This window comes from Pedobacter antarcticus (assembly GCF_900103515.1).
In the GTDB taxonomy this organism is placed as follows: Bacteria; Bacteroidota; Bacteroidia; order Sphingobacteriales; family Sphingobacteriaceae; genus Pedobacter; species Pedobacter antarcticus.
In genome coordinates, this window is record NZ_FNGZ01000003.1 from 310,834 (window position 1) to 333,859 (window position 23,026).

At 41.3% G+C, this 23,026-nt stretch carries 18 protein-coding genes; 15 read left to right on the forward strand and 3 right to left on the reverse strand.

Translation table 11 applies throughout. The annotated features are described in order from the left end of the window. Window position 1: 1 nt before the first annotated feature. From BLR53_RS08565 to BLR53_RS08575, 3 genes are all read right to left on the reverse strand, one after another. Complete coding sequence (locus BLR53_RS08565) at window positions 2–184, reverse strand: hypothetical protein (RefSeq protein ID WP_037440678.1); 183 nt, start codon at window positions 182–184, stop codon at window positions 2–4. 59 nt (window positions 185–243) lie between these two features. Continuing rightward, window positions 244–996 (reverse strand): BamJ family beta-barrel-assembly machinery protein, encoded by a 753-nt coding sequence (bamJ, locus tag BLR53_RS08570; RefSeq protein ID WP_051759864.1) that lies wholly within the window; start codon window positions 994–996, stop codon window positions 244–246. Window positions 997–1,097: 101 nt separating this feature from the next. Then, window positions 1,098–1,517, reverse strand: coding sequence for a nucleoside-diphosphate kinase (locus BLR53_RS08575; protein WP_037440676.1), 420 nt, complete (start codon window positions 1,515–1,517; stop codon window positions 1,098–1,100). 108 nt (window positions 1,518–1,625) lie between these two features. Here BLR53_RS08575 and BLR53_RS08580 point away from each other — a divergent pair, with 108 nt between their 5' ends. The 15 genes from BLR53_RS08580 (at window position 1,626) to BLR53_RS08650 (ending at window position 23,018) form a co-directional block, all read left to right on the forward strand. Then, the gene (locus tag BLR53_RS08580; RefSeq protein WP_037440675.1) at window positions 1,626–2,636 is read left to right on the forward strand and encodes a DHH family phosphoesterase; all 1,011 of its coding nucleotides are present in this window, start codon (window positions 1,626–1,628) and stop codon (window positions 2,634–2,636) included. A 107-nt stretch (window positions 2,637–2,743) separates the two neighbouring features. Next, window positions 2,744–3,718: an FKBP-type peptidyl-prolyl cis-trans isomerase gene (locus BLR53_RS08585; RefSeq protein ID WP_074588997.1), complete on the forward strand. Its 975-nt coding sequence runs from the start codon at window positions 2,744–2,746 to the stop codon at window positions 3,716–3,718. A gap of 75 nt (window positions 3,719–3,793) precedes the next feature. Beyond that, entirely contained in the window at window positions 3,794–4,561 is a 768-nt protein-coding gene (locus tag BLR53_RS08590) for a TatD family hydrolase (protein WP_074588999.1), read from the forward strand. 4 nt (window positions 4,562–4,565) lie between these two features. Continuing rightward, window positions 4,566–5,582 carry an asparaginase gene (locus BLR53_RS08595; protein WP_037440668.1) on the forward strand — a complete coding sequence of 339 codons (1,017 nt, stop codon included), beginning with the start codon at window positions 4,566–4,568 and terminating at the stop codon, window positions 5,580–5,582. Between the two features lie 129 nt (window positions 5,583–5,711). Further along, complete coding sequence (locus BLR53_RS08600; RefSeq protein ID WP_074589001.1) at window positions 5,712–7,133, forward strand: MBL fold metallo-hydrolase; 1,422 nt, start codon at window positions 5,712–5,714, stop codon at window positions 7,131–7,133. After that, on the forward strand, window positions 7,126–8,106 hold the full coding sequence (locus BLR53_RS08605) for a YpdA family putative bacillithiol disulfide reductase (protein WP_074589004.1): 981 nt from the start codon (window positions 7,126–7,128) through the stop codon (window positions 8,104–8,106). The genes BLR53_RS08600 and BLR53_RS08605 overlap by 8 nt, the downstream gene beginning before the upstream one ends. Before the next feature lie 74 nt (window positions 8,107–8,180). Then, window positions 8,181–9,152 carry a polyprenyl synthetase family protein gene (locus tag BLR53_RS08610; protein ID WP_074589006.1) on the forward strand — a complete coding sequence of 324 codons (972 nt, stop codon included), beginning with the start codon at window positions 8,181–8,183 and terminating at the stop codon, window positions 9,150–9,152. 83 nt (window positions 9,153–9,235) lie between these two features. After that, entirely contained in the window at window positions 9,236–10,687 is a 1,452-nt protein-coding gene (locus BLR53_RS08615; protein ID WP_074589008.1) for a M28 family peptidase, read from the forward strand. 95 nt (window positions 10,688–10,782) lie between these two features. Beyond that, window positions 10,783–11,793, forward strand: coding sequence for a LacI family DNA-binding transcriptional regulator (locus BLR53_RS08620; protein ID WP_037440660.1), 1,011 nt, complete (start codon window positions 10,783–10,785; stop codon window positions 11,791–11,793). A gap of 471 nt (window positions 11,794–12,264) precedes the next feature. Beyond that, entirely contained in the window at window positions 12,265–15,222 is a 2,958-nt protein-coding gene (locus tag BLR53_RS08625; protein WP_037440657.1) for a SusC/RagA family TonB-linked outer membrane protein, read from the forward strand. 94 nt (window positions 15,223–15,316) lie between these two features. Next, window positions 15,317–16,891, forward strand: a complete 1,575-nt coding sequence (locus BLR53_RS08630; RefSeq protein WP_037440654.1) for a RagB/SusD family nutrient uptake outer membrane protein — start codon at window positions 15,317–15,319, stop codon at window positions 16,889–16,891. A gap of 13 nt (window positions 16,892–16,904) precedes the next feature. Further along, window positions 16,905–17,942, forward strand: coding sequence for a SusE domain-containing protein (locus BLR53_RS08635; RefSeq protein WP_037440652.1), 1,038 nt, complete (start codon window positions 16,905–16,907; stop codon window positions 17,940–17,942). A gap of 82 nt (window positions 17,943–18,024) precedes the next feature. After that, window positions 18,025–19,881, forward strand: a complete 1,857-nt coding sequence (locus BLR53_RS08640; RefSeq protein WP_074589010.1) for a glycoside hydrolase family 13 protein — start codon at window positions 18,025–18,027, stop codon at window positions 19,879–19,881. A 28-nt stretch (window positions 19,882–19,909) separates the two neighbouring features. Beyond that, on the forward strand, window positions 19,910–20,578 hold the full coding sequence (pgmB, locus tag BLR53_RS08645) for a beta-phosphoglucomutase (protein WP_074589013.1): 669 nt from the start codon (window positions 19,910–19,912) through the stop codon (window positions 20,576–20,578). 121 nt (window positions 20,579–20,699) lie between these two features. Next, complete coding sequence (locus BLR53_RS08650; protein WP_074589015.1) at window positions 20,700–23,018, forward strand: family 65 glycosyl hydrolase domain-containing protein; 2,319 nt, start codon at window positions 20,700–20,702, stop codon at window positions 23,016–23,018. Window positions 23,019–23,026 lie beyond the last annotated feature (8 nt).

The following is a 23,026-nucleotide window of genomic DNA, read 5'->3' on the forward strand; positions in this document are numbered from 1 at the left end:
TTTAATTTCTACCACCCCCGAAGATTTTACTGACCAGCCAGATTACTAAAGCAAGTATCAGTACAACTATAATTACACCTGACCATACACCGGCTTTGAAAATACTTTCAATAGCGGCACAGCTTGACAATGTTGTCATTAACAGGGCCACAACGGCCAACGGAAGATATTTGTTGATGTTCATGTTCGTTTTGATTAGTTTACAGATCACAACAAATATCCTTACAAATGGTTTTTAGCTTCTTATTTACCGTTCACTTTTAATAATTCGATCTCGAAAATAAGTGCACTGTATGGTGGAATATCTGCACCTGCTCCTCTTTCTCCATAAGCCAGCTGGTAAGGGATAAAGAATCTGTATTTTGCGCCGGTCTGCATTAACTGCATTCCTTCTGTCCATCCTGGAATAACCCTGTCCAGAGATAGTGATAATGGCGCGTTACGGTCATAGGAGCTGTCAAATTGCTTACCGTTAAGTAATGTTCCTTTATAGTTAACCAGGACAGTATCTGTAGATTTCGGACTGATTCCGGTACCCGGAGTAATCACTTCATATTGTAAACCGCTTGCAGTGGTTTTTACACCGTCTTTAGTGCCATTTTGCTGAAGGAAAGCCTTGCCTTCCTCTATTTCAGCTGAAAATTTATTCTCGTTCATTTTTTGGAATAGGTTTGCAATTGCACGCTGGCTGTCTTCCTGATTTATCAGAGCCTGTTTTCCAGAGAAAGTCTCTTTTAACCCTTTCACTAAAAGGTCGTAATTCAGGTTGGTCAGACCACCGCTTTTCAAACTGGCGGCCATTGAGGTACCGAAGGCATAACTCGCAGAGTCTAATGTACTCATTGATTTGGCCACAGCCGGTGCTGTATGTATTGTTTTAACGCCTGTTTTGGAGGCGGTATTGCGTACAGGTGTTTTTTTGACTGGTGTTTTAGTCTGGGCAACAACTGTGTATCCGCAAAAAGGGATTAAGAGCCCGATTAATAGTTTTTTCATGAATGTTTAAGAATGTTTTAATGGCTGATAGGTTGGTTGCATGCAAAACAAGCACCCTTTTTGGAGGTGCCTGTTTTGTTATTCTGTAATTATGGGAATGTTTAGAAACGCTCATCTGCAGTAAAGAAGAAATCTCCTTCAATTGCAGCATTTTCGTCTGAATCAGAACCGTGAACAGCATTTGCATCAATAGATTTAGCATATTTCTGGCGGATAGTTCCTTCTGCAGCTTCAGCAGGATTAGTTGCGCCAATTAATTTTCTGAAATCTTCGATAGCATTGTCTTTTTCTAAAATTGCAGCCACGATAGGTCCTGAAGACATAAAGTTTACAAGGTCTCCATAGAATGGACGATCCTTATGAACTTCATAAAATTTTCCAGCTGTTTCAGCAGTTAGTTTTGTGTATTTTAAAGCAATGATTTTAAAACCTGCAGCAGTAATGTCATTGATAATTGCTCCGATATGCCCGTTTGCTACTGCATCTGGCTTAATCATTGTAAATGTTCTGTTTGTAGTCATCTTTGTATTATTTATTTTGCAAAATTACATTTTCTACGCTTAATATTAAACATCAAATTATATACGAATCATTTCATCATTAAATTATTAGCTTTGCAGCGAAAAAATATGCTATCCCTTTTAGAACTTCAGTCATTGCTTGCCACGCCGCAGCAAATTGTAATTACAACACATCATAAACCGGATGGCGATGCTATGGGTTCATCTCTTGGCTTATACGCTTATCTGATCCAAAAAGGTCATCACGTGAAAGTGATTACGCCGACAGATTATCCTTACTTTCTGCACTGGCTGCCTAATAACTCCGACGTTATTATTTATACCGAGGCAAAAGAACATGCAGAAAAGCTTGTCAGTGAGGCTTCACTGGTATTTTGTCTTGATTTTAATACGCTTAGCAGGATCAATGAATTGGGTGAAGTGATCCGCAGCGCATCTGCTTATAAAGTAATGATAGATCATCATCTTGATCCTGAAGATTTTGATGATTACCGTCACTGGAATATTAATGCTTGCGCTGCCGCACAGCTTGTTTATGATTTTATTGTAAATGTGCTACAGGACGGAGCCCTGATGAACAAGGATATTGCAACTTGTCTTTATACTGGTATTATGACAGATTCAGGTAGCTTCCGTTTCCCTTCTGCTACATCGGCAGTTTACAGAATCGGTGCAGATCTGATTGATGCGGGTGCAGAACACTGGAGAATTCATCAGCTGGTATATGATAATGCCACTGAAAATCGTTTACGTTTCCTGGGTAACTGTCTGACCAACAAACTGGAGATTCTGCGTGAATATAATACTGCTATTATTACCGTAACTGCAGAGGAGTTGAAGCGTTTTGAGATCGTGACTGGTGATACTGAGGGTATTGTGAATTATGCGCTATCCGTAAATGGGATCAGATTGGCTGCATTTATCATTGAAAGAACTGATAAAGTTAAATTATCTTTGCGCTCAACAGGTGATTTTCCTGCGAATGAAATATGTAATAAATATTTTAACGGTGGCGGACATAGAAATGCTGCTGGTGGAGTATCGGATATGAATTTGGAAGATACGGTGGCGCATTTTAAAGCTATACTTCCTGAATATAAAACACAGTTGTTACAATAAAAGAGTTATTAAAAAAAATCTATTCATACATTGATGAAAGCTGCTGGGATAAAAATAAAAGTTTCTGGCAAGCATCATAAAAACTAAAAAAAAACAAATATATTCTGATGAAAAAATCATTCATTATTCTTGTAGCTGCCACGGTTGGTCTTGGCGCTTGTAATAACTTTAAAAAAGGTCCGGGTGGCCTGATGTACCAGATTCACAAAACCGAAGGAAAAGATAAGATTGTTGAAGGCGATATTATTAAAATCAATGCAATTCAGAAAACTGAAAAGGATTCGGTTACGAGTAGTACATACGACATTCAGCAGCCAGCTGTTTTCCCTGTTTCAAAGAAACAATGGGATGGTGATATTTCTGATGCCCTGATGTTATTGGCAGAAGGTGATAGTGCAACTTTTAAAATTGACCTGGATTCAATGGCTAAACATTCTAATCAGCCAAAACCAGCTACACAGAAAGACAGATATATGGTTTTCACTGTGAAAATCGAAAAAGTAATGCACAAAGCTTCTGGAGAAGCAGACTCAGTGTTCCAGAGAAAAGCAACTGAATTCTTCCAGAAAGATTTTCAGGAAACTGTAGCGAAGCATAAAGCTGCTGAAACAGGGAAAATCAAAAAGTTTATAGATGATAATAAACTTAAAGTTCAGACTACAGCATCGGGCTTACAATATGTAATTACCGCACCTGGTGATGCACAAAGAGCTGGTCTTACTGATACTTTAATGGTAAATTACACAGGTAAATTACTTCCTAAGAAGTCTGATGGAAAAGATAATGTTTTCGATACAAGTGTAGAAACTATCGCAAAACAAGCAGGAAAAGATAATCCAATGGCCCAATACGGTCCTCGTCCTTTTACTTTAGGAAGAGCGATTCCAGGATTTGATGAAGGTCTTAAACTGATTGGCAAAGGTGGTAAAATTACAATGATTATCCCTTCTCAGTTAGCATACGGTGAGGGCGGTATGCCACAAGCGGGTATTACTCCGTTTTCTCCACTAGCTTTCGATGTGGAAATCACTGATATTAAGAAAGCGGTAGCTGCTCCGGCAGCACCAGCTAAGAAACCATAATATTTAAACGAATATTTAGCTTAGATACAAACCCTGTCCGGCATTCCGGACAGGGTTTTTTTATTAACTTTGAATATGCTTTTAACGGATACGCATACACATTTATACTATGAAACGGATAAAGAGAAACAGGGCGAACTAATGAAGCGATGCCTGGATAACCAGATCGGGCGATTGTTTCTTCCCAATGTAGACCTTGATTCTGTTTCTAAAATCGATCAGCTTGTTTCCCTTTACCCGGAAAACTGTTTTGCAATGAGTGGCTTACACCCTTGTGATGTTAAGCCCGGATATGAGTTTGTACTGGATCAGCTTTATGCTGGAATCAGCGGACGGAATATCTGCGCAATAGGCGAAATTGGTATTGATCTCTATTGGGATAAAACGACGTTGGATATCCAACGCGATGCCTTTCTAAAGCAGATCGGTTGGGCAAAGGAACTTGGGCTTCCGATAGTTATTCACTGCAGGGAAGCATTTGATGAAGTATTTGATGTGTTGGAAGCCGAAAGAGGTCCGGAACTACGCGGCATTCTACATTGTTTTACAGGCGACCTGGAGCAGGCCAAACGAACGATAGATCTTGGCTTTTATCTGGGAATCGGCGGTGTCGTCACTTATAAAAAGGCAGGTCTTGACGCAGTTCTTGAAGGAATATCTCCTGAGCACCTGGTGCTGGAGACAGATTCGCCCTATCTCGCGCCGGTCCCATTTCGCGGAAAGCCAAATGAAAGTAGTTATTTAATTCATATAGCCCAGCGAGTTGCTGATATATACCAGCTTAGCGTGGAGGAAATAGCTCGTATAACAACGGAAAACTCTATTAAAATTTTTAACAGATAGTTTAATGACTAAAATTCTTATCATCTATACAGGTGGAACTATAGGAATGGTAAATAATCCTCTTACAGGGGCATTGATACCATTTGATTTTGCGCAAATTCAGCAGAATGTGCCGGAACTCGCCAGGTTGAATTACCAGATTGGTGTGCATTCTTTTGATCCGATTATGGACTCTTCTAACATGGATCCGTCAGTGTGGGCGGAGATTGCGCGGATTATTAAGTCGGAATATGAAAGTTATGATGGTTTCGTGGTATTACACGGTTCTGATACAATGGCTTTCACGGCCAGCGCATTGAGTTTTATGCTGGAGAACCTGGATAAGCCTGTGGTATTAACAGGATCCCAGCTGCCTATCGGAGAGATCCGTACCGACGCAAAAGAGAACCTGATTACTGCACTCGAAATTGTTGCCAGAAAGGACGACGGAGTAGCAATGGTTCCTGAAGTATGTATTTACTTTGATTACCAGTTGTTCCGCGGTAATCGTTCAATTAAATACAATTCTGAAAAATTTGAGGCTTTCCAATCTCCAAATTATCATATACTTGCCGAAGCGGGGGTTAATTTATCTTTCTATACGAATTATATTTTGCCACATCCGAAGGGAAAACTGGAAGTGCAGTCTAATTTCAACGCTAATATTGGGGTGCTTAAGATGTACCCTGGTATCACACCACAAGCAGTACAGGCAGTGACACGATCAGGTGTAGATGCTATAGTTATGGAAACTTTTGGTTCGGGAAATACGACAACAGCGAGTTGGTTTATTGATAGTTTGCAGGAAGCACTGGATCAAGGGAAACTGATTATTGATATCTCTCAGTGTCAGGGGGGCTCAGTTGAACTTGGTAAATATGAGACCAGTAAGAAATTACAGCAAATGGGTATAGTAAGTGGGTACGATATGACTTTTGAAGCTACGGTAACCAAGCTGATGTACTTGATGGGCAAAGGGTTAACTACAGCTGAAATTGCAAGCCTGATGGAACAAAATCTCCGGGGAGAACTGACAGCTTAGTAAGCGGAATGTAAATTGTCCGCCCGAAAACAGAGATCGGAACGGAATTAGCTAATTTGCACTTCGTTATGTTGCCTGAACAGGATTGTCCATGCGTCTTTGCAGGATAAATCGTCTAATAAAAAAGAAATGAAAATAGAGCAAATCTATACAGGCTGTTTGGCCGAAGCAGCTTATTATATTGAGAGTAACGGGGAGGCCGCAATTATTGACCCTCTTCGCGAAGTAGCACCATACTTGAAGAAAGCGGCGAAAGATGGAGCTAATATAAAGTACATTTTTGAGACGCATTTTCATGCTGATTTTGTCTCTGGTCATGTTGATCTCGGCATACAGTCAGGTGCGCAAATTATATACGGCCCAACGGCACAAACTGATTTTGATGCACATATTGCCACTGATGGAGAGGTCTTTAAAGTAGGTAACCTCGAAATTACAGTATTGCATACGCCTGGTCATACACCGGAGTCCACAACTTACCTGCTTAAAGACGAAGCTGGTGAACCTTATTGCATTTTCACCGGTGATACCCTATTTATAGGGGATGTTGGCCGGCCGGATCTTGTGCAGAAAGGAAACCTGACTATGGAAGATATGGCCAGTACTTTATATGATTCTCTGCAAACAAAAATACTTACCCTTCCAGACCATATTCTCGTTTATCCAGCTCATGGGGCAGGATCCGCATGCGGAAAAAATATGAGTAAGGAAACCTTTGATACCCTTGGCAACCAAAGAAAAGTTAACTATGCCTTAATGGCCGAATCACGTCGTGATTTCATCGCACAGGTGACTGATGGAATTCTGCCCCCACCACAGTATTTTGCCAAGAATGCGGCGATCAACAAGGCAGGTTATGAAAGTTTTGATCAGGTCAGGGAAAAGGGAATGGTTCCAATGGATCCGGCAGAATTTGAATTTACAGCCGAACACCATGGAGCCTTAATTATTGACACTAGGGCACCGCAGGATTTTGCTGCTGATTTTATTCCAACCTCAATTAATATCGGTTTAAATGGTCAGTTCGCTCCATGGGTGGGTGCATTGATCACGGATCTGCACCAGCCACTTCTGCTGGTCGTAGATGAAGGTAAAGCAGAAGAAGCAATTACCAGGTTATCCAGAGTTGGCTACGATCAGACAATTGGATTTCTAGATGGCGGTATCGCTGCCTGGAAAAGTTCAGGTAGAAACACTGATCAGATTCATTCGGTGAGCGCCCTGGATTTTGAAAAGGAAATGTTGTCAAACCCTGATACAGCTATTATTGATGTGAGAAAGCCGGGAGAATTCGAATCAGGTCATCTGGTCACGGGTCAGAGCCGTCCATTGGATTATATCAACGACTGGACCGGGGATTTGAAAAGAAATGAAAAATACTTTATCCATTGTGCTGGTGGTTACCGGTCAATGATAGCTGCTTCTATCCTGAAAGCCCGTGGAATAAATGAAGTGGTGGACGTGCAGGGTGGTTACGGTGCAATTAAGTCAACCGGACTTTTACGTTCCGACTCCTTTACCGAAACATCTTCAGCTCGTGAAAATGGATAAGTATGATATCCTGATCGTTGGTGCCGGGCCGATAGGGATGGCTTGTGCTATAGAAGCACAGCGTGCCGGCCTTTCATACGTTATTGTCGAAAAAGGGGCATTGGTAAACAGTTTGTTCAATTATCCTGTTTTTATGACTTTTTTTTCGACCTCACAAAAGCTGGAGATCGGAGAGGTGCCATTTGTCAGCATTAATCCTAAACCCAACCGAAATGAAGCTGTAGAATATTATCGTCGTGTAGCAGAAAAGTTCGCTATGAATATTCGGTTATTTGAACGGGTTGAGCAGGTTGAAAGATCGGCTGATAGTGTCGGAAGTAGTTTTCTCGTAAAAACATCTAAAAGGACTTACCAAGTCAGAAAAGTCATTATTGCTACTGGTTTTTACGACATCCCGTTACTCATGAATATTCCCGGTGAGGGACTACCTCAGGTTACGCACTATTATAAAGACCCGCATCTTTATGCGTTTCAGCGAGTAGTTGTAGTTGGGGCTAATAATTCTGCAATAGATGCTGCGTTAGAAACCTACCGTAAGGGGGCACAGGTTACCTTGGTTATCCGTGGAGGAGAGATTGGTTCCTATGTGAAATACTGGGTCAGACCAGATATTGAAAACAGGATTAAAGAGGGGGCTATCAAAGTATACTTTCATTCGGAATTAACGGAAATCCGTGATGGTGAGGTAACTATACAGACTCCGGATGGTCATATAATCCTGGAGAATGATTTTGTAATCGCGATGACCGGGTACCAACCGGATTTTGGCATGCTGGAACGTTTGGGTGTTCAGCTGGCAGATACGGAAAAGCATGAACCTGCGTATAATGAGGAAACGATGGAGACTGTTTTGCCCGGTTTATATCTGGCAGGGGTTGTTTGTGGAGGAAGAGATACACATCAATGGTTTATTGAGAACTCAAGAGTACATGCAGCTCAAATTATCAGGCATATTTCTGCCGAAATCCTTTAAATCTTATTTTTAGAAAGCATTAAAGCCGGCAATTAGCCGATTTTAATTAAGTTTGCCCATTAATTTTAGCGTGAATGCCGGGAATAAATCAGATCAAGAAACCTATAGCTGCAGATATCGAAGTTTTTGAAGAAAAATTTAAAGCTTCTATGCATAGTGATGCTCCATTACTGGATCGTATTACGCATTATATTGTAAAAAGAAAGGGAAAGCAGATTAGGCCGATGTTTGTCTTTTTTGCAGCCAAGCTTTGCGGCGGTATTCTGGAATCAACACACCGTGGCGCTGCATTAGTTGAATTATTGCATACAGCAACACTAGTTCATGACGATGTTGTCGACAATGCTTACGAACGCCGTGGTTTTTTCTCAATTAATGCATTATGGAAGAATAAAATTGCAGTCCTTGTAGGAGATTATCTATTGGCCAAAGGACTGCTCTTGTCGGTGAATAATAACGAATTCCGCTTGTTACAGATCGTTTCTGAAGCTGTGAGACAAATGAGTGAGGGCGAATTGCTCCAGATTGAGAAGGTTCGCCGTATGGACATCAGCGAAGAACTTTATTTCGATGTGATCCGACAGAAAACAGCCTCATTAATAGCATCATGCTGCGCTTGCGGCGCTGCCTCTGCAGGTGCTGACGATGCGCAGGTTGCGCAGATGCATGCTTTTGGTGAAAAAGTGGGGATAGCTTTCCAGATTAAGGACGATACTTTTGACTTCGGTACCGATGACGTCGGAAAGCCACTTGGAATTGATATCAAAGAGAAGAAAGTTACGCTCCCTCTAATCTATGCACTAAACCGTTCCGATAAGGCAGAAAAGAAAAGGATGATCAATTTGGTGAAGAATCATAAAGATGATCCTAAAAAGATACAGGAAATCATAGATTTCGTAAATGAAAAAGAAGGGGTTCGTTACGCATCCGAAAAAATGGCCCAATATCAGCAGGAAGCATTTGATATTCTCTATACTTTTCCCGAAAGTGAGGCCAGAACTGGTCTTGAACAGCTTGTTCGCTATACAACAGAACGTAAAAAGTAACAATCATCATACGAAAGCAGATTATCGGGACTTAATTCTTTTTGATATTAAGAAATAACTTAATTTAATCAAAAAATAAGACCATGAAGACCTCTTGCTTTCTCTTTTTATCGGCTTTCGCCGTGTCCGCTTACGCTCAGGACAATTTTTCTCCGGCATTTAAACAAATTAATTCAGAAGTCCAGCAGCATTCTAAGGCTTATTCGACGCTGAAAGATGCGACCTCTACAATCGGCCACCGTTTAACCGGATCTGCAAATGGTGCGAAAGCAGAAGAGTATGCTTTTAAGCTATTGAAATCTTATGGGTATGATGTGCGTTACCAGCCATTTGAAGTGGAGAGCTGGAGCAGGTTGACTAACGAGACGAAAATTGGTGATGGAGCTTCAAATTTACATAAAGTCGCCTCAGTAGCACTTGCGCATTCACCTGTGAAAGCTAATGTAAGTGGAGAACTCGTAGATATGGGGAATGGCCTGGATGAGGATTATCAAAAAAAAGCAGGTCAGGTTAAAGGGAAAATCGCACTTGTATATCTAGGAGTTCTACCTGGTTCACCAGCCGGAACACCGGGATTACACCGCTCTGAAAAGACGGCCCTGGCTACAAAATACGGAGCAACCGGTATCATCATTATTAATGGCGTTAAAAATGGAGTCCTGCTAACGGGTACGGCTTCGGTAACCGGTAAGCTTATTCCAATACCAGCGGCTTGTATAGGATTGGAAGATGGAATGGCTGTTAAGGCAGAACTGGCTAAAAAACCTCAGTATGCCAACTTAAATATGACCAATTTCTCCGGGATGATTAAGGCCAGAAATGTTGTTGCGACATTGAAGGGTACGGAGTTTCCGAAAGAAAAAATCGTACTCGGCGGACACTTGGACAGCTGGGATCTTGCCACTGGTGCAATAGATAACGGTATAGGCTCATTTGCCATAATGGATATGGCAAGAACCTTTAAAACGCTCAAATTAAAGACTAAAAGAACTGTAGAATTCGTCATGTTTATGGGAGAGGAGCAGGGCCTTTTAGGATCTAAAGCTTTTGTCCGCGACGCTAAAGCAAAAAACGAGTTAGGTGAAATCAAGTATATGCTGAACTACGACATGACTAATGATCCTAAAGGAGTTACGACAAGCCGGAAAGAAATGGAGGATTTGATTAAAGGCTGGGGTACACAAATTGCACAGATAGATACCGGCTATAAAAATCTCTTCAGGGCTGGAGCCGGACTACATAGTGATCATCAGCCGTTTATGCTGGAAGGTATTCCGACTGCAGGTGGAACTGGCGGCAAACTACCAAATAATTCGGGTCCTTTCTATCACTCAGATGGTGACGGTTTTCATCTAGTCGATGAGCAGGAATTGAAGAATACTGTACGTTATTCAGCTATGTTAACATATGCTCTGGCTAACACACCTGTAATCCCTGTTGGTAGACAAACGGAGAATGAATTGAAGGATTTTCTTAAACAAAATAATTTGGAGTTGCCTTTAAAGATAGCCGGTGACTGGCGTTGGAATGATTAGGCAAGGTATTTTCGGTAAAAATTGCAGTTAAATAAGGCTATTGAGGAAATTCATCTATATTTACTCTTATATTATTTGTAATTCCAGCATTTTCCATGCGTAATATCAATATCAAAGAACTAGCTAAAGCTCTAAATTTATCTACATCGACTGTTTCCCGGGCATTCCGGGATAACAGCGATATCAGCAGGGAAACGAAAGATAAGATACTTGCTGCGGCTAAAGAACTCAACTATCAGCCGAATCATTATGCAAGTAATCTTAGAGAACAGCGTAGTAAGACAATAGCTGTAATCGTTCCTGAACTGGCAAATAATTTTTTCTCTCAGGCAATTCATGGAATAGAGGGGGTTGCCCGGAGTAAGGGGTATCATATCCTGATTTACGCAACAGATGATGATTTCGAAAAAGAAGTCTCCTTTATAAGGCATTTGCATAACGGTCGGGCCGACGGGATTATTATGTCAGTTTCCGGAGAGGGGAATGATCCCACCTATTTGAACGGTCTGAATAATAAGAGGCTTCCGTTGGTTTTTTTCGATAGAGTTTATGAAGACATTTCTGCACCACGAGTAATAACTAATGATTATGAAAGTAGTTTTGCAGCCACTCAACACCTCATTAAGCAAGGTTGCCAGCGTATTGCCTATTTAGTAATCAATAAAAATCTTTCTATCGGGAAGACCAGGATGCAGGGGTATCTGGATGCATTAGAAAAGTACGGAATACCATTTGATGACCATCTGGTTGTGGACTGTACCAATAGTTATCGTAAAAACGGGCAGATTCTGAAACATATGTTGCAGGAACTGAAACCTGATGGCGTATTCACGTCGGTGGAGCGTCTGGCTTTCGCTACTTATACAGCTTGTCATGAATTGGGCGTTCAAATTCCCGAACAGTTAAAAGTCGTCGGGTTTTCAAGCCTTGAAATCGCACCGCTATTAAATCCTTCTCTGACTACTGTTACCCAGCCAGCTACCAGAATAGGTGTAGAGGCAGCATCTCTTTTATTTAAGATGCTCGAGCAGCCGGATACCGTAAATAGCAATGAAAAAATAGTTTTAGTTTCTCGCTTAATCAAACGCAGATCGACTGCCGTTTAAATCAAATATCTCTTCCATTTCTTCAGATTCAAGGACTTTTTTTAACCGGTATTTTTATGCCGGTTTCGCTGTGTTTTTCTGTTAAAAAAAGCATTGACCCAACTGAAATACGCAGAATTCCGGATAGTTTATCTTCTGAAGGCCGCTTCCCTCTCTAAGTAAGTTGGGAACGTTCCCGGTATCGTTCCCGTAAAAAGGACATAAAGTCACTTAGTGTACAAAAAACACTATTTATCATTTTTATTTACTTCAAATATTTGATAATCAATATTTTAATCACGAGTAATAGTTTTTGTTGTGATTTGTGTATAAAAATTATTCTGCCAAAATATGGCATATTTAAGTATAAAATACTGCCATATAAATTATTTTAATATAATATTTTGATTTATGGATCTCAGATGTAAATTTACCTCGAGTGTAATACACACTGCTATTATCCAAATATATACCCCCAAAAAAGTATAAAATATGAAGCTATTTTACATCATGAGATACTGTCTGTTTTTCGTGCTTACATTAAGCATAATTACCGCACAGGCTCAGACCGGAACAGTATCCGGAAAAGTGGTTGATGAAACAGGATTCGGTTTACCCGGTGCTTCTGTGCTCATCAAAGGTCTTGGTAAGAGTTCGATGACCGATGGTAACGGTAATTATAAAATTACCGGCGTTGCAAATGGTCCGATATCGTTGACTGCAAGCTATATTGGTTACACCTCAATAGAGTCAGCAGTAACTGTAAGCGGTAACACCGTACTTGACTTCTCTTTGAAACCAGATGCGCAGAATTTGAATGAGGTCGTTGTGATTGGTTATGGAACCGCACAGAAAAAAGATCTGACCGGCTCGATTACAACAGTAAGCTCTAAAGACTTTCAGGCTGGAAATATTACCTCTCCAGAACAATTAATTTCCGGTAAAGTTGCCGGTGTGTCTATTACGTCTAATGGTGGGCAGCCAGGTTCTGGGAGTACTATTCGTGTTAGGGGTGGTGCTTCTCTGAATGCCAGTAATGATCCGCTTATCGTAATCGACGGGATTCCATTTAGCGGTAACAAAATTGCAGGTTCTGCTAACGCACTGAGTCTTGTAAATCCTAATGATATTGAAACGTTTACCATCTTAAAAGATGCAAATGCAACTGCTATCTACGGTTCACGTGCCTCAAATGGTGTTATTTTGATTACCACTAAGAAAGGTAAATCGGGCGAGCCGCGCATTGACTTCAGTACAGTGAATTCATATGCTACGGTTGCAAAAAAGGTTGACGTATTATCCGGTGATCAGATTCGTGAATATGTAAATACACATGGTACGCCAGAGCAGATCGGCTTATTAGGTTCTGCAAGTACAGACTGGCAGGACGCGATCTTCAACAATTCTTTTACTACAGATAATAACCTGAGTATTTCTGGAAGCTTTAAGGATATTCCTTATCGCGTTTCTGCAGGTTACCTTGATCAGAAAGGTTTGCTAATAACCGATCGTCTGAAACGTGCATCCGGTGGAATTACGATTAACCCAACTTTCTTTGACAAGCACCTGAAAGTAGATTTGAATCTGAAAGGTACAATCAGTGAATCACGTTTTGCAAATCAGGATGCGGTTGGCGCAGCGATACAATTTGATCCGACTCAAAGTATTTATGCAAACAATCAGTTTGGTGGCTACTATGAATGGGTAGGCTCGACAGGCCAGCTGAACCCGAATGCACCAAGAAATCCCCTTGGATTAATTGAGCAAAAAAATAATACAGGTTATGCAGACAGAAGTTTCGGTAATATGCGCCTGGATTACTCTTTCCACTTTCTTCCGGAATTACATGCTAATGCAAATGTAGGTTATGACGTGTCCAAAGGATATGGAAAAACTTTAATCCCAGCATATGCTGCACAGAAATTTGCAAACTTAGGTGAATCGACACAGTACGAAGAAGTTCAACACAATAAACTAGTAGAATTTTACCTTAATTATTCTAAAGACCTGAAAGGTATTAACAGTAATATTAACGCAACTGCGGGTTACGGGTTTTACGACAATGCGGTTAAAACCTATAATTTCACGGCCTATAATGCATTGGGTGGGATTCAGACCACTCCGGTTTTTCCATTTGATGTTCAGCAAAACAGGTTGCTATCTTATTATGGCCGTTTAGTTTATACCCTTGCAGATAAATATATCTTATCAGGTACCATGCGTGCAGATGGTTCCTCTAAATTTAGTGAAGCCGGACGCTGGGGATATTTTCCATCTGCAGGTTTTACCTGGAGAGCGATTGATGAATCTTTCCTGAAAGACAGTAAGGTTCTTTCCGATTTAAAACTTCGTTTAAGCTACGGTATAACCGGTCAGCAGGATGGCATAGCGAACTACAGTTATATGCCTAATTATTACAGCAGTGTAAATGAAGCTCAATATCAGATAGGAGATAAATTTTATCATTTCTTCTCGCCGCTTGCCTACGATAAAGATTTGAAATGGGAAACTTCAGAGACTTACAATGCCGGTTTAGATTACGGTTTCTTTAACGGAAGAGTATTTGGTAGCGTCGATGTTTACTATAAAAAAACCAAAGACTTGCTAAGTACCGTACCTATTCCTGTTGGAACCAATTTTAGTAACCTTTTATTGACAAATGTCGGTAATATGGAGAATAAAGGTATTGAGGCGAGTATCAACGTCGCATTGATAAAAAGCAGCGACATAAACTGGGATATGGGTTTCAATGTTACCTACAATAAAAATAAAGTAACTAATCTTTCCTTAAACCCGGATCCGAATTTCAAGATCGGTGCGGGTAATATCACTGGTGCAACCGGTACTACATTGAAATGGAATGCCGCTAATTACAATCCTGCAGCTTTCTTCGTTTATAAACAAGTATATGATACCAATGGTAAGCCACTTGAAGGTATTTATGAAGACACGAATGAAGATGGAGTAGTGACTGAGCAGGACAGATATTTCTACCATGCACCGGCGCCTAAGTATATTATGGGTTTTACAACTTCATTCAATTATAAAAAATGGACATTAAGCACCGTTTTGCGTGCCAATCTGGGTAACTATATTTATGACAATGTGTCTTCCAATTTTGGTGTAGACAGAAATGTATTGAGTCCAAGTGGCCTGATTAACAACGCTGCGGTTGATTTGATGAACACAGGATTCTCTAATAACCAGTTCTTGAGTGACTATTATATCAGAAATGCTTCTTTCCTGAAAATGGATAATGCAGGTGTAGCTTATAACTTCGGTCCGCTTAGCGCGAATTCCAAAACTACTTTGCGGATAACCGCTAATGTGCAGAATGTGTTCGTGATTTCCGACTATAAAGGACTTGATCCGGAGATTGGCAGTGGTGTCGATTATAATTTATACCCAAGACCAAGAACTTATAGTTTAGGCTTAAACTTAGGATTTTAATCAAATTTTGATCGCCGGTTGAGTGATCAGCTGATTTCTGACTTTAAAGTCGGGAATCAGTTCTGAAACATACAACTGCTTAAAAAATATACGAATGAAAACATTACATAAAATATTAACCGGAGGGGCCATCCTATTAGCTTCTCTTACGGCTTGTAAAAAAGATCTTAATCTGAAACCTACAAATGACATCACGGCAGATCAAGTTTATTCTACTCCGGAAGGTTACAAACAGGTCTTATTTAAGGTTTATGCGAGTTTTGCGACAACCAGTGGTAAAGGTTCCGGCGACAGCGACCTTGGCGGTATTGACGCCGGTGCCTCTGACTTTTTCAGATTATACTGGAATGCACAGGAACTGACAACCGATGAAGCCCTTTGTGTTTGGAATGATCCCGGAGTGTTCGATCTGAACTATCAGACTTATACTTCTGACAATATTATACTGCAGGGATTATATACCCGCAGTATCTACCAGATTACACTTGCGAATGAATTTTTGAGAGAAAGTACGCCAGAGAAACTGGCTTCCAGGAATATTTCTGGTGCCGATGCATCAGATATTACGGCCGCGCGTGCAGAAGCACGTTTCCTTCGTGCTTATCAGTATTGGGTATTAATGGATATGTTCGGTAATCCACCATTCCTTACAGAAGCAAATGAAATCGGAAAAGTTGCACCTAAACAAATCAAGCGTGCCGATTTGTTTAACTATGTCGAATCAGAACTACTGGCTATTGAAAATGAGCTGCCCGTCAGTAATGAATACGGCAGAGCAACCCGTGCAGCCGGACAGATGTTATTATCCAGAGTTTATCTGAATGCTGCGGTGTATATCGGCACTGCAAAAAATACGGAGGCAGTTAATTATGCGTCTAAAGTTATAAGTGGTGGTTATAGCTTACACAGTCAGTATAAAAACCTGTTTCTGTCTGACAATAACCAGGGAAATCCAGAGACAATTTTTGCGATCAATTACGATGCTAATTTCACACAGAATTTCGGAGGCACAACTTTTCTGATCAATGCTGCTATTAGCAGCGATATGGATCCGGCTTCCTTTGGTGTTCCAAATGGCGGATGGGGTGGTATTCGTTCCGCTTCTACCTTACCATTGATGTTCGGTGATTACAGCGGTAATACTGATAAAAGGGCAATGTTCTTTGCCGGTAAACTGGAAAATGATAATATCGCAGTTTTCAAGGATGGTCTGGCAGTAATTAAATTCAGAAATGTTTCTCAGAATAATATCACGCCACCTTCTAATGCCGGAACATTCAGTTCAGTTGACTTTCCGCTGTTCCGATTACCGGAAGCATATCTGAACTATGCAGAAGGTGTATTGCGCGGTGGCGGCGGTGGTACAAACAGTCAGGCATTGGCTTATGTAAATCTGTTACGTCAACGGGCTTACGGTAATGATTCCGGCCGTCTGAATTCAATCAGTCTGGATGTGATTCTATCGGAACGAGCTAAAGAATTTTATTGGGAAGGTTATAGACGTACCGACCTGATCCGATTCGGAAAGTTCACAGATGGGTCTTATCTATGGCCGTTTAAAGGTGGAATAAAAGGTGGAAGAGGAGTCGAAGCCACACGTGCACTTTTCCCGTTACCATCGGCAGATCTGATTGCCAACCCTAACTTAACTCAAAACCCTGGTTATTAAAAGATATACAGATATGAAATCGATTTTCATGAATACTATAGCGTACAGTATGTTCCTGCTGATGTTTGTTTCCTGTAAAAAGGACGAGACGCAAGTCGTCGCTGGTAATGGAACTGCACCTACGCTGACTGTAAACACACAATCCATCATTCTTGATGAAATTAACGCAGATGAAACAGCGCTGAACTTTACCTGGACTGCCTCATCGTTCGGATTTAAAGCAGGGGTTTCTTATGCAGTCGAACTTGACCTTGGCGGGAATAATTTTAAATCGCCTAAAGAAGTAGCTGGCGGAGCACAACTAAACCGTGAATTTACAGTCGCAGACCTGAATAGCCTGATTAATCAGCTGGGCATGACCCCAGGAGTTTCTGCCGAGCTGGAAGTTAGGGTTAAAGCATCTATCAGTGATAAATATGCGCCCGCCTATAGCAATGTGATTAAATTACAGGTTACACCGTATCTGGTTGAAATCTCTTATCCTTCATTGTACGTTCCCGGATCCTTCCAGGGCTGGGATCCTGCTACAGCACCAAAAATCTCTTCTGTTGAAGACAATGGAATTTACGAAGGATACATTTATTTAAAAGATGCAGAAAACACTTTCAAATTTACATCTGCACCGAACTGGGACAATGTAAATTATGGTGAGTCTTCTCCAGGTAAACTGAATGAAGGCGGCGGCGAGAACATTACCATAAAAGGTGCAGGTTATTACCTGTTGAAAGTTGATACTAAGAAACTTACTTATTCTGCAGTTAAAACAACTTGGGGCATTATTGGTGATGCGACCGGTTCCTGGGATGCTGATACCCCGTTAACTTACGATGCGGTTAGCGGAAACTGGACTATTACTAAGAACTTATCCGCAGGGGCATTTAAATTCCGCGGTAATGCAGATTGGGACATGAATTTCGGTGACAACAAGCCTGCTGACGGCAAATTGAAATCAAATGGGGAGAATATCCCGATTGCTGCCGCAGGCAGCTACAGGGTAACTTTAAAGTTGAGTACGCCCGGTAACTACAGTTACAGTATAGAAAAATTATAAGAGCTTAAATGCCCTGGCCATCTGGTTCAGGGCATTTAGTGGTTAAACGAGAGGTGTCTGTTCAAACGCAAATTTAAAATTGATGAAAAAACTATTCCTGATTCTGTTCCTTTTCCTGTCCGTACAAACGATTCATGCGCAAAACCGTCTGGAACGGGTTGAGCCTTTATTTTGGTGGACCGGTATGAAAAATACAAACCTGCAATTAATGCTACATGGTAAAGATCTTTCCGGTTACACATTAAAAGTAAACTATCCTGGTGTTAAATTAGTGAAAACACATCCAGTAGAAAACCCAGACTATTTGTTTGTTGACCTGGATATTCAGTCTGAAGCAAAAGCAGGTAAATTTGTAATCAACCTGGAACAAAAAGGGAAGTCAAGTCTGAAATTTACATACGAGCTGAAAAACAGAGACAATGCTGCAGGACGTATTCAGGGAGTGACAAATAAAGACTTCATTTACCTGCTAATGCCGGATCGTTTTTCTAATGGCGATCCGTCCAATGACGTTGTTAAGGGGATGCGTGAAACAAAACTGAACCGCGATTCCATGTATTATCGTCACGGTGGTGATATTCAAGGGGTCGTTAATCATCTAGATTATCTGAAGCAGTTAGGTGTAACCACGATCTGGATGACACCGGAAATAGAAAACGATATGGTAAATGCTTCCTACCATGGATATGCAGTTACCGATCATTATCGTATTGATCCGAGATACGGAACAAACGAAAGCTATAAGAATTATGTAGAGAAAGCGCATGCTAAAGGACTTAAAGTGATTAAAGATATTGTGCATAATCATATTGGAACCGGGCACTGGATGTACAACAGCCTGCCGATGAAAGACTGGCTGAATCAATGGCCGGAATTCACGCAGACCAGTTATAGAGATGAGCCAGTTATGGATCCGCATACTAGTTTGGCAGACCGTAAAAAGATGCTGGATGGCTGGTTCGTATCCAGTATGCCGGATTTGAACGAGCGTAATCCTTTCGTACAGCAATATCTGATTCAGAATCATATCTGGTGGATTGAGTATGCGGGTATTGACGGGCTGAGATTGGATACTTATGCTTACAATGAGCCGGAGTTCATGGCAGATTGGGCAAAGCGGCTTCAAGCCGAGTTTCCGACATTATCTATTTTTGGAGAAACGCTGGTAAATTCAGTTCCTGCCCAGGCCTTCTTTACTCAGGGAAATACCGTGAACAGAGGGTTCGATACACATTTACCGGGAATTACTGACAATGTATTAAAGGCCTCTCTATTTGAAGCATTAAATGGGAAAAGTGGCTGGGTAGATGGTGTCTTCAGACTATATAATACAATTTCTCAGGACTTCTTATATCAGGATGCAGACAAGAATGTAATTTATTTTGATAACCATGATATGAGCCGATTTTACTCTGTAATCGGGGAAGACTACAATAAATATAAATCAGGCATAGCATTACTCCTCACCCTGCGTGGGATTCCTCAAATGTATTATGGAACAGAGATCCTGATGAAGAATTATTCTGATCCTGATGGCTTGGTGCGATCCGATTTTCCAGGTGGCTGGAAAGGCGATAAAGAGAATAAATTTACACCCGCAGGTAGAACCACGCAGGAGCAGGACGCCTGGACTTATGTGAGTAAGCTTGCAAACTACCGTAAGAATAACCCCGCGTTACAGACAGGGAAAATGATGCAGTTCGTTCCTGAAGATGGAATGTATGTATATTTCCGTTATGCTGACGGAAATAAAGATGCAAAAGATGTAATGGTGATCTTGAATGCCGATTCTACAGCTAAGACATTGAATACTAAACGTTTTTCTGAAAGATTGGTGAATAAGACTATCTTGAAGGATGTTATAAATAATACCGAATTTAAACTTGATCAGCCAATAGCCGTTCCGGCGAAAACTACGCTGGTTCTTGAATTAAATTAATCCTGAAAACAAAACAAATTATAAACAGATGAACACAACACAGATTGCCTGCATTTTTGATCTAGATGGCGTTTTGGTCGATACAGCAGTCTACCACTACCAGGCTTGGAAAAAACTGGCTAACTCACTCGGGTTTGACTTTAGCCATGCTCAGAACGAACAGTTAAAAGGCGTAAACAGACAACGTTCCCTGGAGAAAATATTGAATTGGGGCGGCATTACTAAAACTGCTGCCGAGCAGGAAGAACTCGCCGCACTTAAAAACAGCTGGTATGTAGAAATGATTAGTAAGATGTCTGACACTGAAGTTTTACCGGGCTCCTTGACGTTGTTAACTGAACTGCAGGCTGCGGGTGTACCTGTTGCTTTGGGTTCAGCAAGTAAAAATTCTGGGTTGATTCTGGAACGAACCGGCTTGAGTCATTTTTTTAATGCAATTGTTGATGGCAATTCGGTGACCAGTTCCAAGCCGGACCCCGAAGTTTTTCTGAAGGGTGCCGAACTGTTGAGAACAGAACCCTCAAATTGTGTTGTTTTTGAAGATGCAGCAGCCGGAGTAGAGGCCGCACTGGCCGCAAAAATGGCCGTAGTTGGAATCGGTACTGCCGAAAACCTGCCGGGGGCAGATGTCGTTATTGAAGACCTCAGCAAAATCAATCTGGAAAAGCTTAAAGCACTTTTACAACATAAAAGCTAAAAGCTTGATTGCTGCTGTTAAGTCCAAATCAGGTGCGATAAAAAAGAAAAGAACAATTAATAAAAGGCCAATTATCAGGCATTCAAAACAGAATTTTTTCTGTTAACTATAGTTTATACGCATGAAGAATTATATACAGGCAGCTGCCTGGAGCATTATTGAAGAAGGGTTTGATCCGGCTCTTCACCAGATATCAGAAAGTATTTTTAGCCTGGGTAATGGCCGTATGGGTCAGCGGGCTAATTTTGAAGAGACCTATTCAGGCGAAAGTCTCTCTGGAAATTATGTTGCGGGTGTTTATTATCCCGATAAAACGCGTGTAGGCTGGTGGAAGAATGGTTATCCCGAATATTTTGCGAAAGTGCTGAACTCTTGTAACTGGATGGGACTACAGTTTGACTTCGGCGGTACCCTATTGGATTTGCATACTGCAGAGGTGAAATCTTTCCGCAGGGAACTGCAAATGCAGAAAGGTTATTTGCAGCGTAATTTCGTCGCCACTATTCCTTCGGGCAGTACTGTTGAAGTACAGAGCAAACGTTTTTTCAGCATGGCAAATGATGAAATAGCGGCGCTCCATTATCAACTGAAAGCAACGGATTTTACCGGTACGCTTAAGTTAAAGGCCGTAGTTGATGGGGATGTCAGTAACCAAGATTCCAACTATGATGAGAAGTTCTGGGATGAAGTCGGCAAAAGCCGGACGGAAAAAGGTACGTTCCTTACATTGAGGACTAAAAAAACCGGCTTTGAAGTTATTACAGGAGTTAAAACAATTGTCCTGCTTAATGGTAAGCCACTTGAGCTTAAATCTTCAGAAGAACGGAATAAATATATTTCAGAAGAGCTGGCTGTTGAACTTCAGGCTGGCGATGTGCTGGATATCTATAAGATTGTCACTAACCTTTCCTCACAGAATTATGCAGCAGCGGAACTCTCTGCACGTGCAGAGGAAGTGCTACACGCCGCTACAGCTGCGGGTTTTGAAAAACTACTTGCAGAACAAGCTGAAGCCTGGGCACATAAATGGGCAGAAGGAGATATTCAGATTGAAGGAGACACCTCTGCACAACAGGCAATCCGGTTTAATATCTTCCAGCTAAACCAGACTTATACAGGAAAAGATGCAAGGCTTAATATCGGACCAAAAGGGTTTACCGGCGAAAAATACGGAGGGTCTACCTATTGGGATACCGAGGCTTATTGTATACCTTTTTATCTGTCCACCGCAAATCAGGAAGTAGCGAAAAATCTATTGGTTTACCGTTACAAACACTTGGAGAAGGCTATTGAAAATGCACAGAAATTAGGTTTCGATAAGGGGGCTGCACTATATCCGATGGTAACCATGAACGGTGAAGAATGCCATAACGAGTGGGAGATTACCTTCGAAGAAATTCACCGTAACGGGGCTATTGCTTTTGCGATTTATAATTATGTCCGTTATACCGGCGATCAGGATTACCTGAAACAATATGGACTTGAAGTACTGATCGGTATTGCCCGTTTTTGGAAACAACGTGTAAACTGGAGTGAAGACAAACAACAGTATGTAATGCTTGGTGTTACCGGACCAAATGAGTACGAGAATAATATTAACAACAACTGGTATACTAACACCATGGCAGTGTGGTGCCTCAACTATGCGATGGAGGCTACAGAAATCGTTCGTGCGGAAGACCCTGCGAGATTAGCAGAGATTATCGAAGCTACAGGACTAAATGAAGCAGAAGAATTTGCTGCATGGACAAAGATTTCAGCTGGGATGTATTTGCCGGAAGATAAGAACCTTGGTATTTTCCTTCAGCAGGACGGTTACCTCGATAAAGAACAGATTCTGGTCAAAGATCTGCCAGCGTCACAGCGTCCGATCAATCAGAAATGGAGCTGGGATAGAATTCTGCGTTCAGGTTTTATTAAACAAGCTGATGTTTTACAGGGAATGTATTTCCTGGAAGATCAGTATGATCTGGATGCTTTACGCCGGAACTTCGACTTCTATGAAGCAAGAACAGTTCATGAAAGCTCATTATCTCCATGTGTTCACAGTATTCTTGCTGCCAAACTCAATGATGGCGCAAGAGCCTATGAATTCTATTTGCGCACAGCGCGTCTGGATCTTGATGATTATAATAACGATACAGAAGATGGTCTGCATATCACGTCGATGGCAGGCACCTGGATGAGTATTGTAGAAGGATTTGCAGGTATGCGGGTGCGGAACGGTCAGTTGTTATTCCGTCCTTTCTTACCTCGGGAATGGCAGTCATTTGCATTTAAAATAGGATTCCGGGGCACGCAGTTCAGCATTACCATAAGGGCAGGAGAAATTACTATTTTTAACGCCGGAGATCAAATCAGCAACATCAGCATATTCGATGAGGTTTATCAGATTCCAACAGGAGAAACAGTAATTAATTATCAGGCAGCGGCTCTATGAGGCGCACC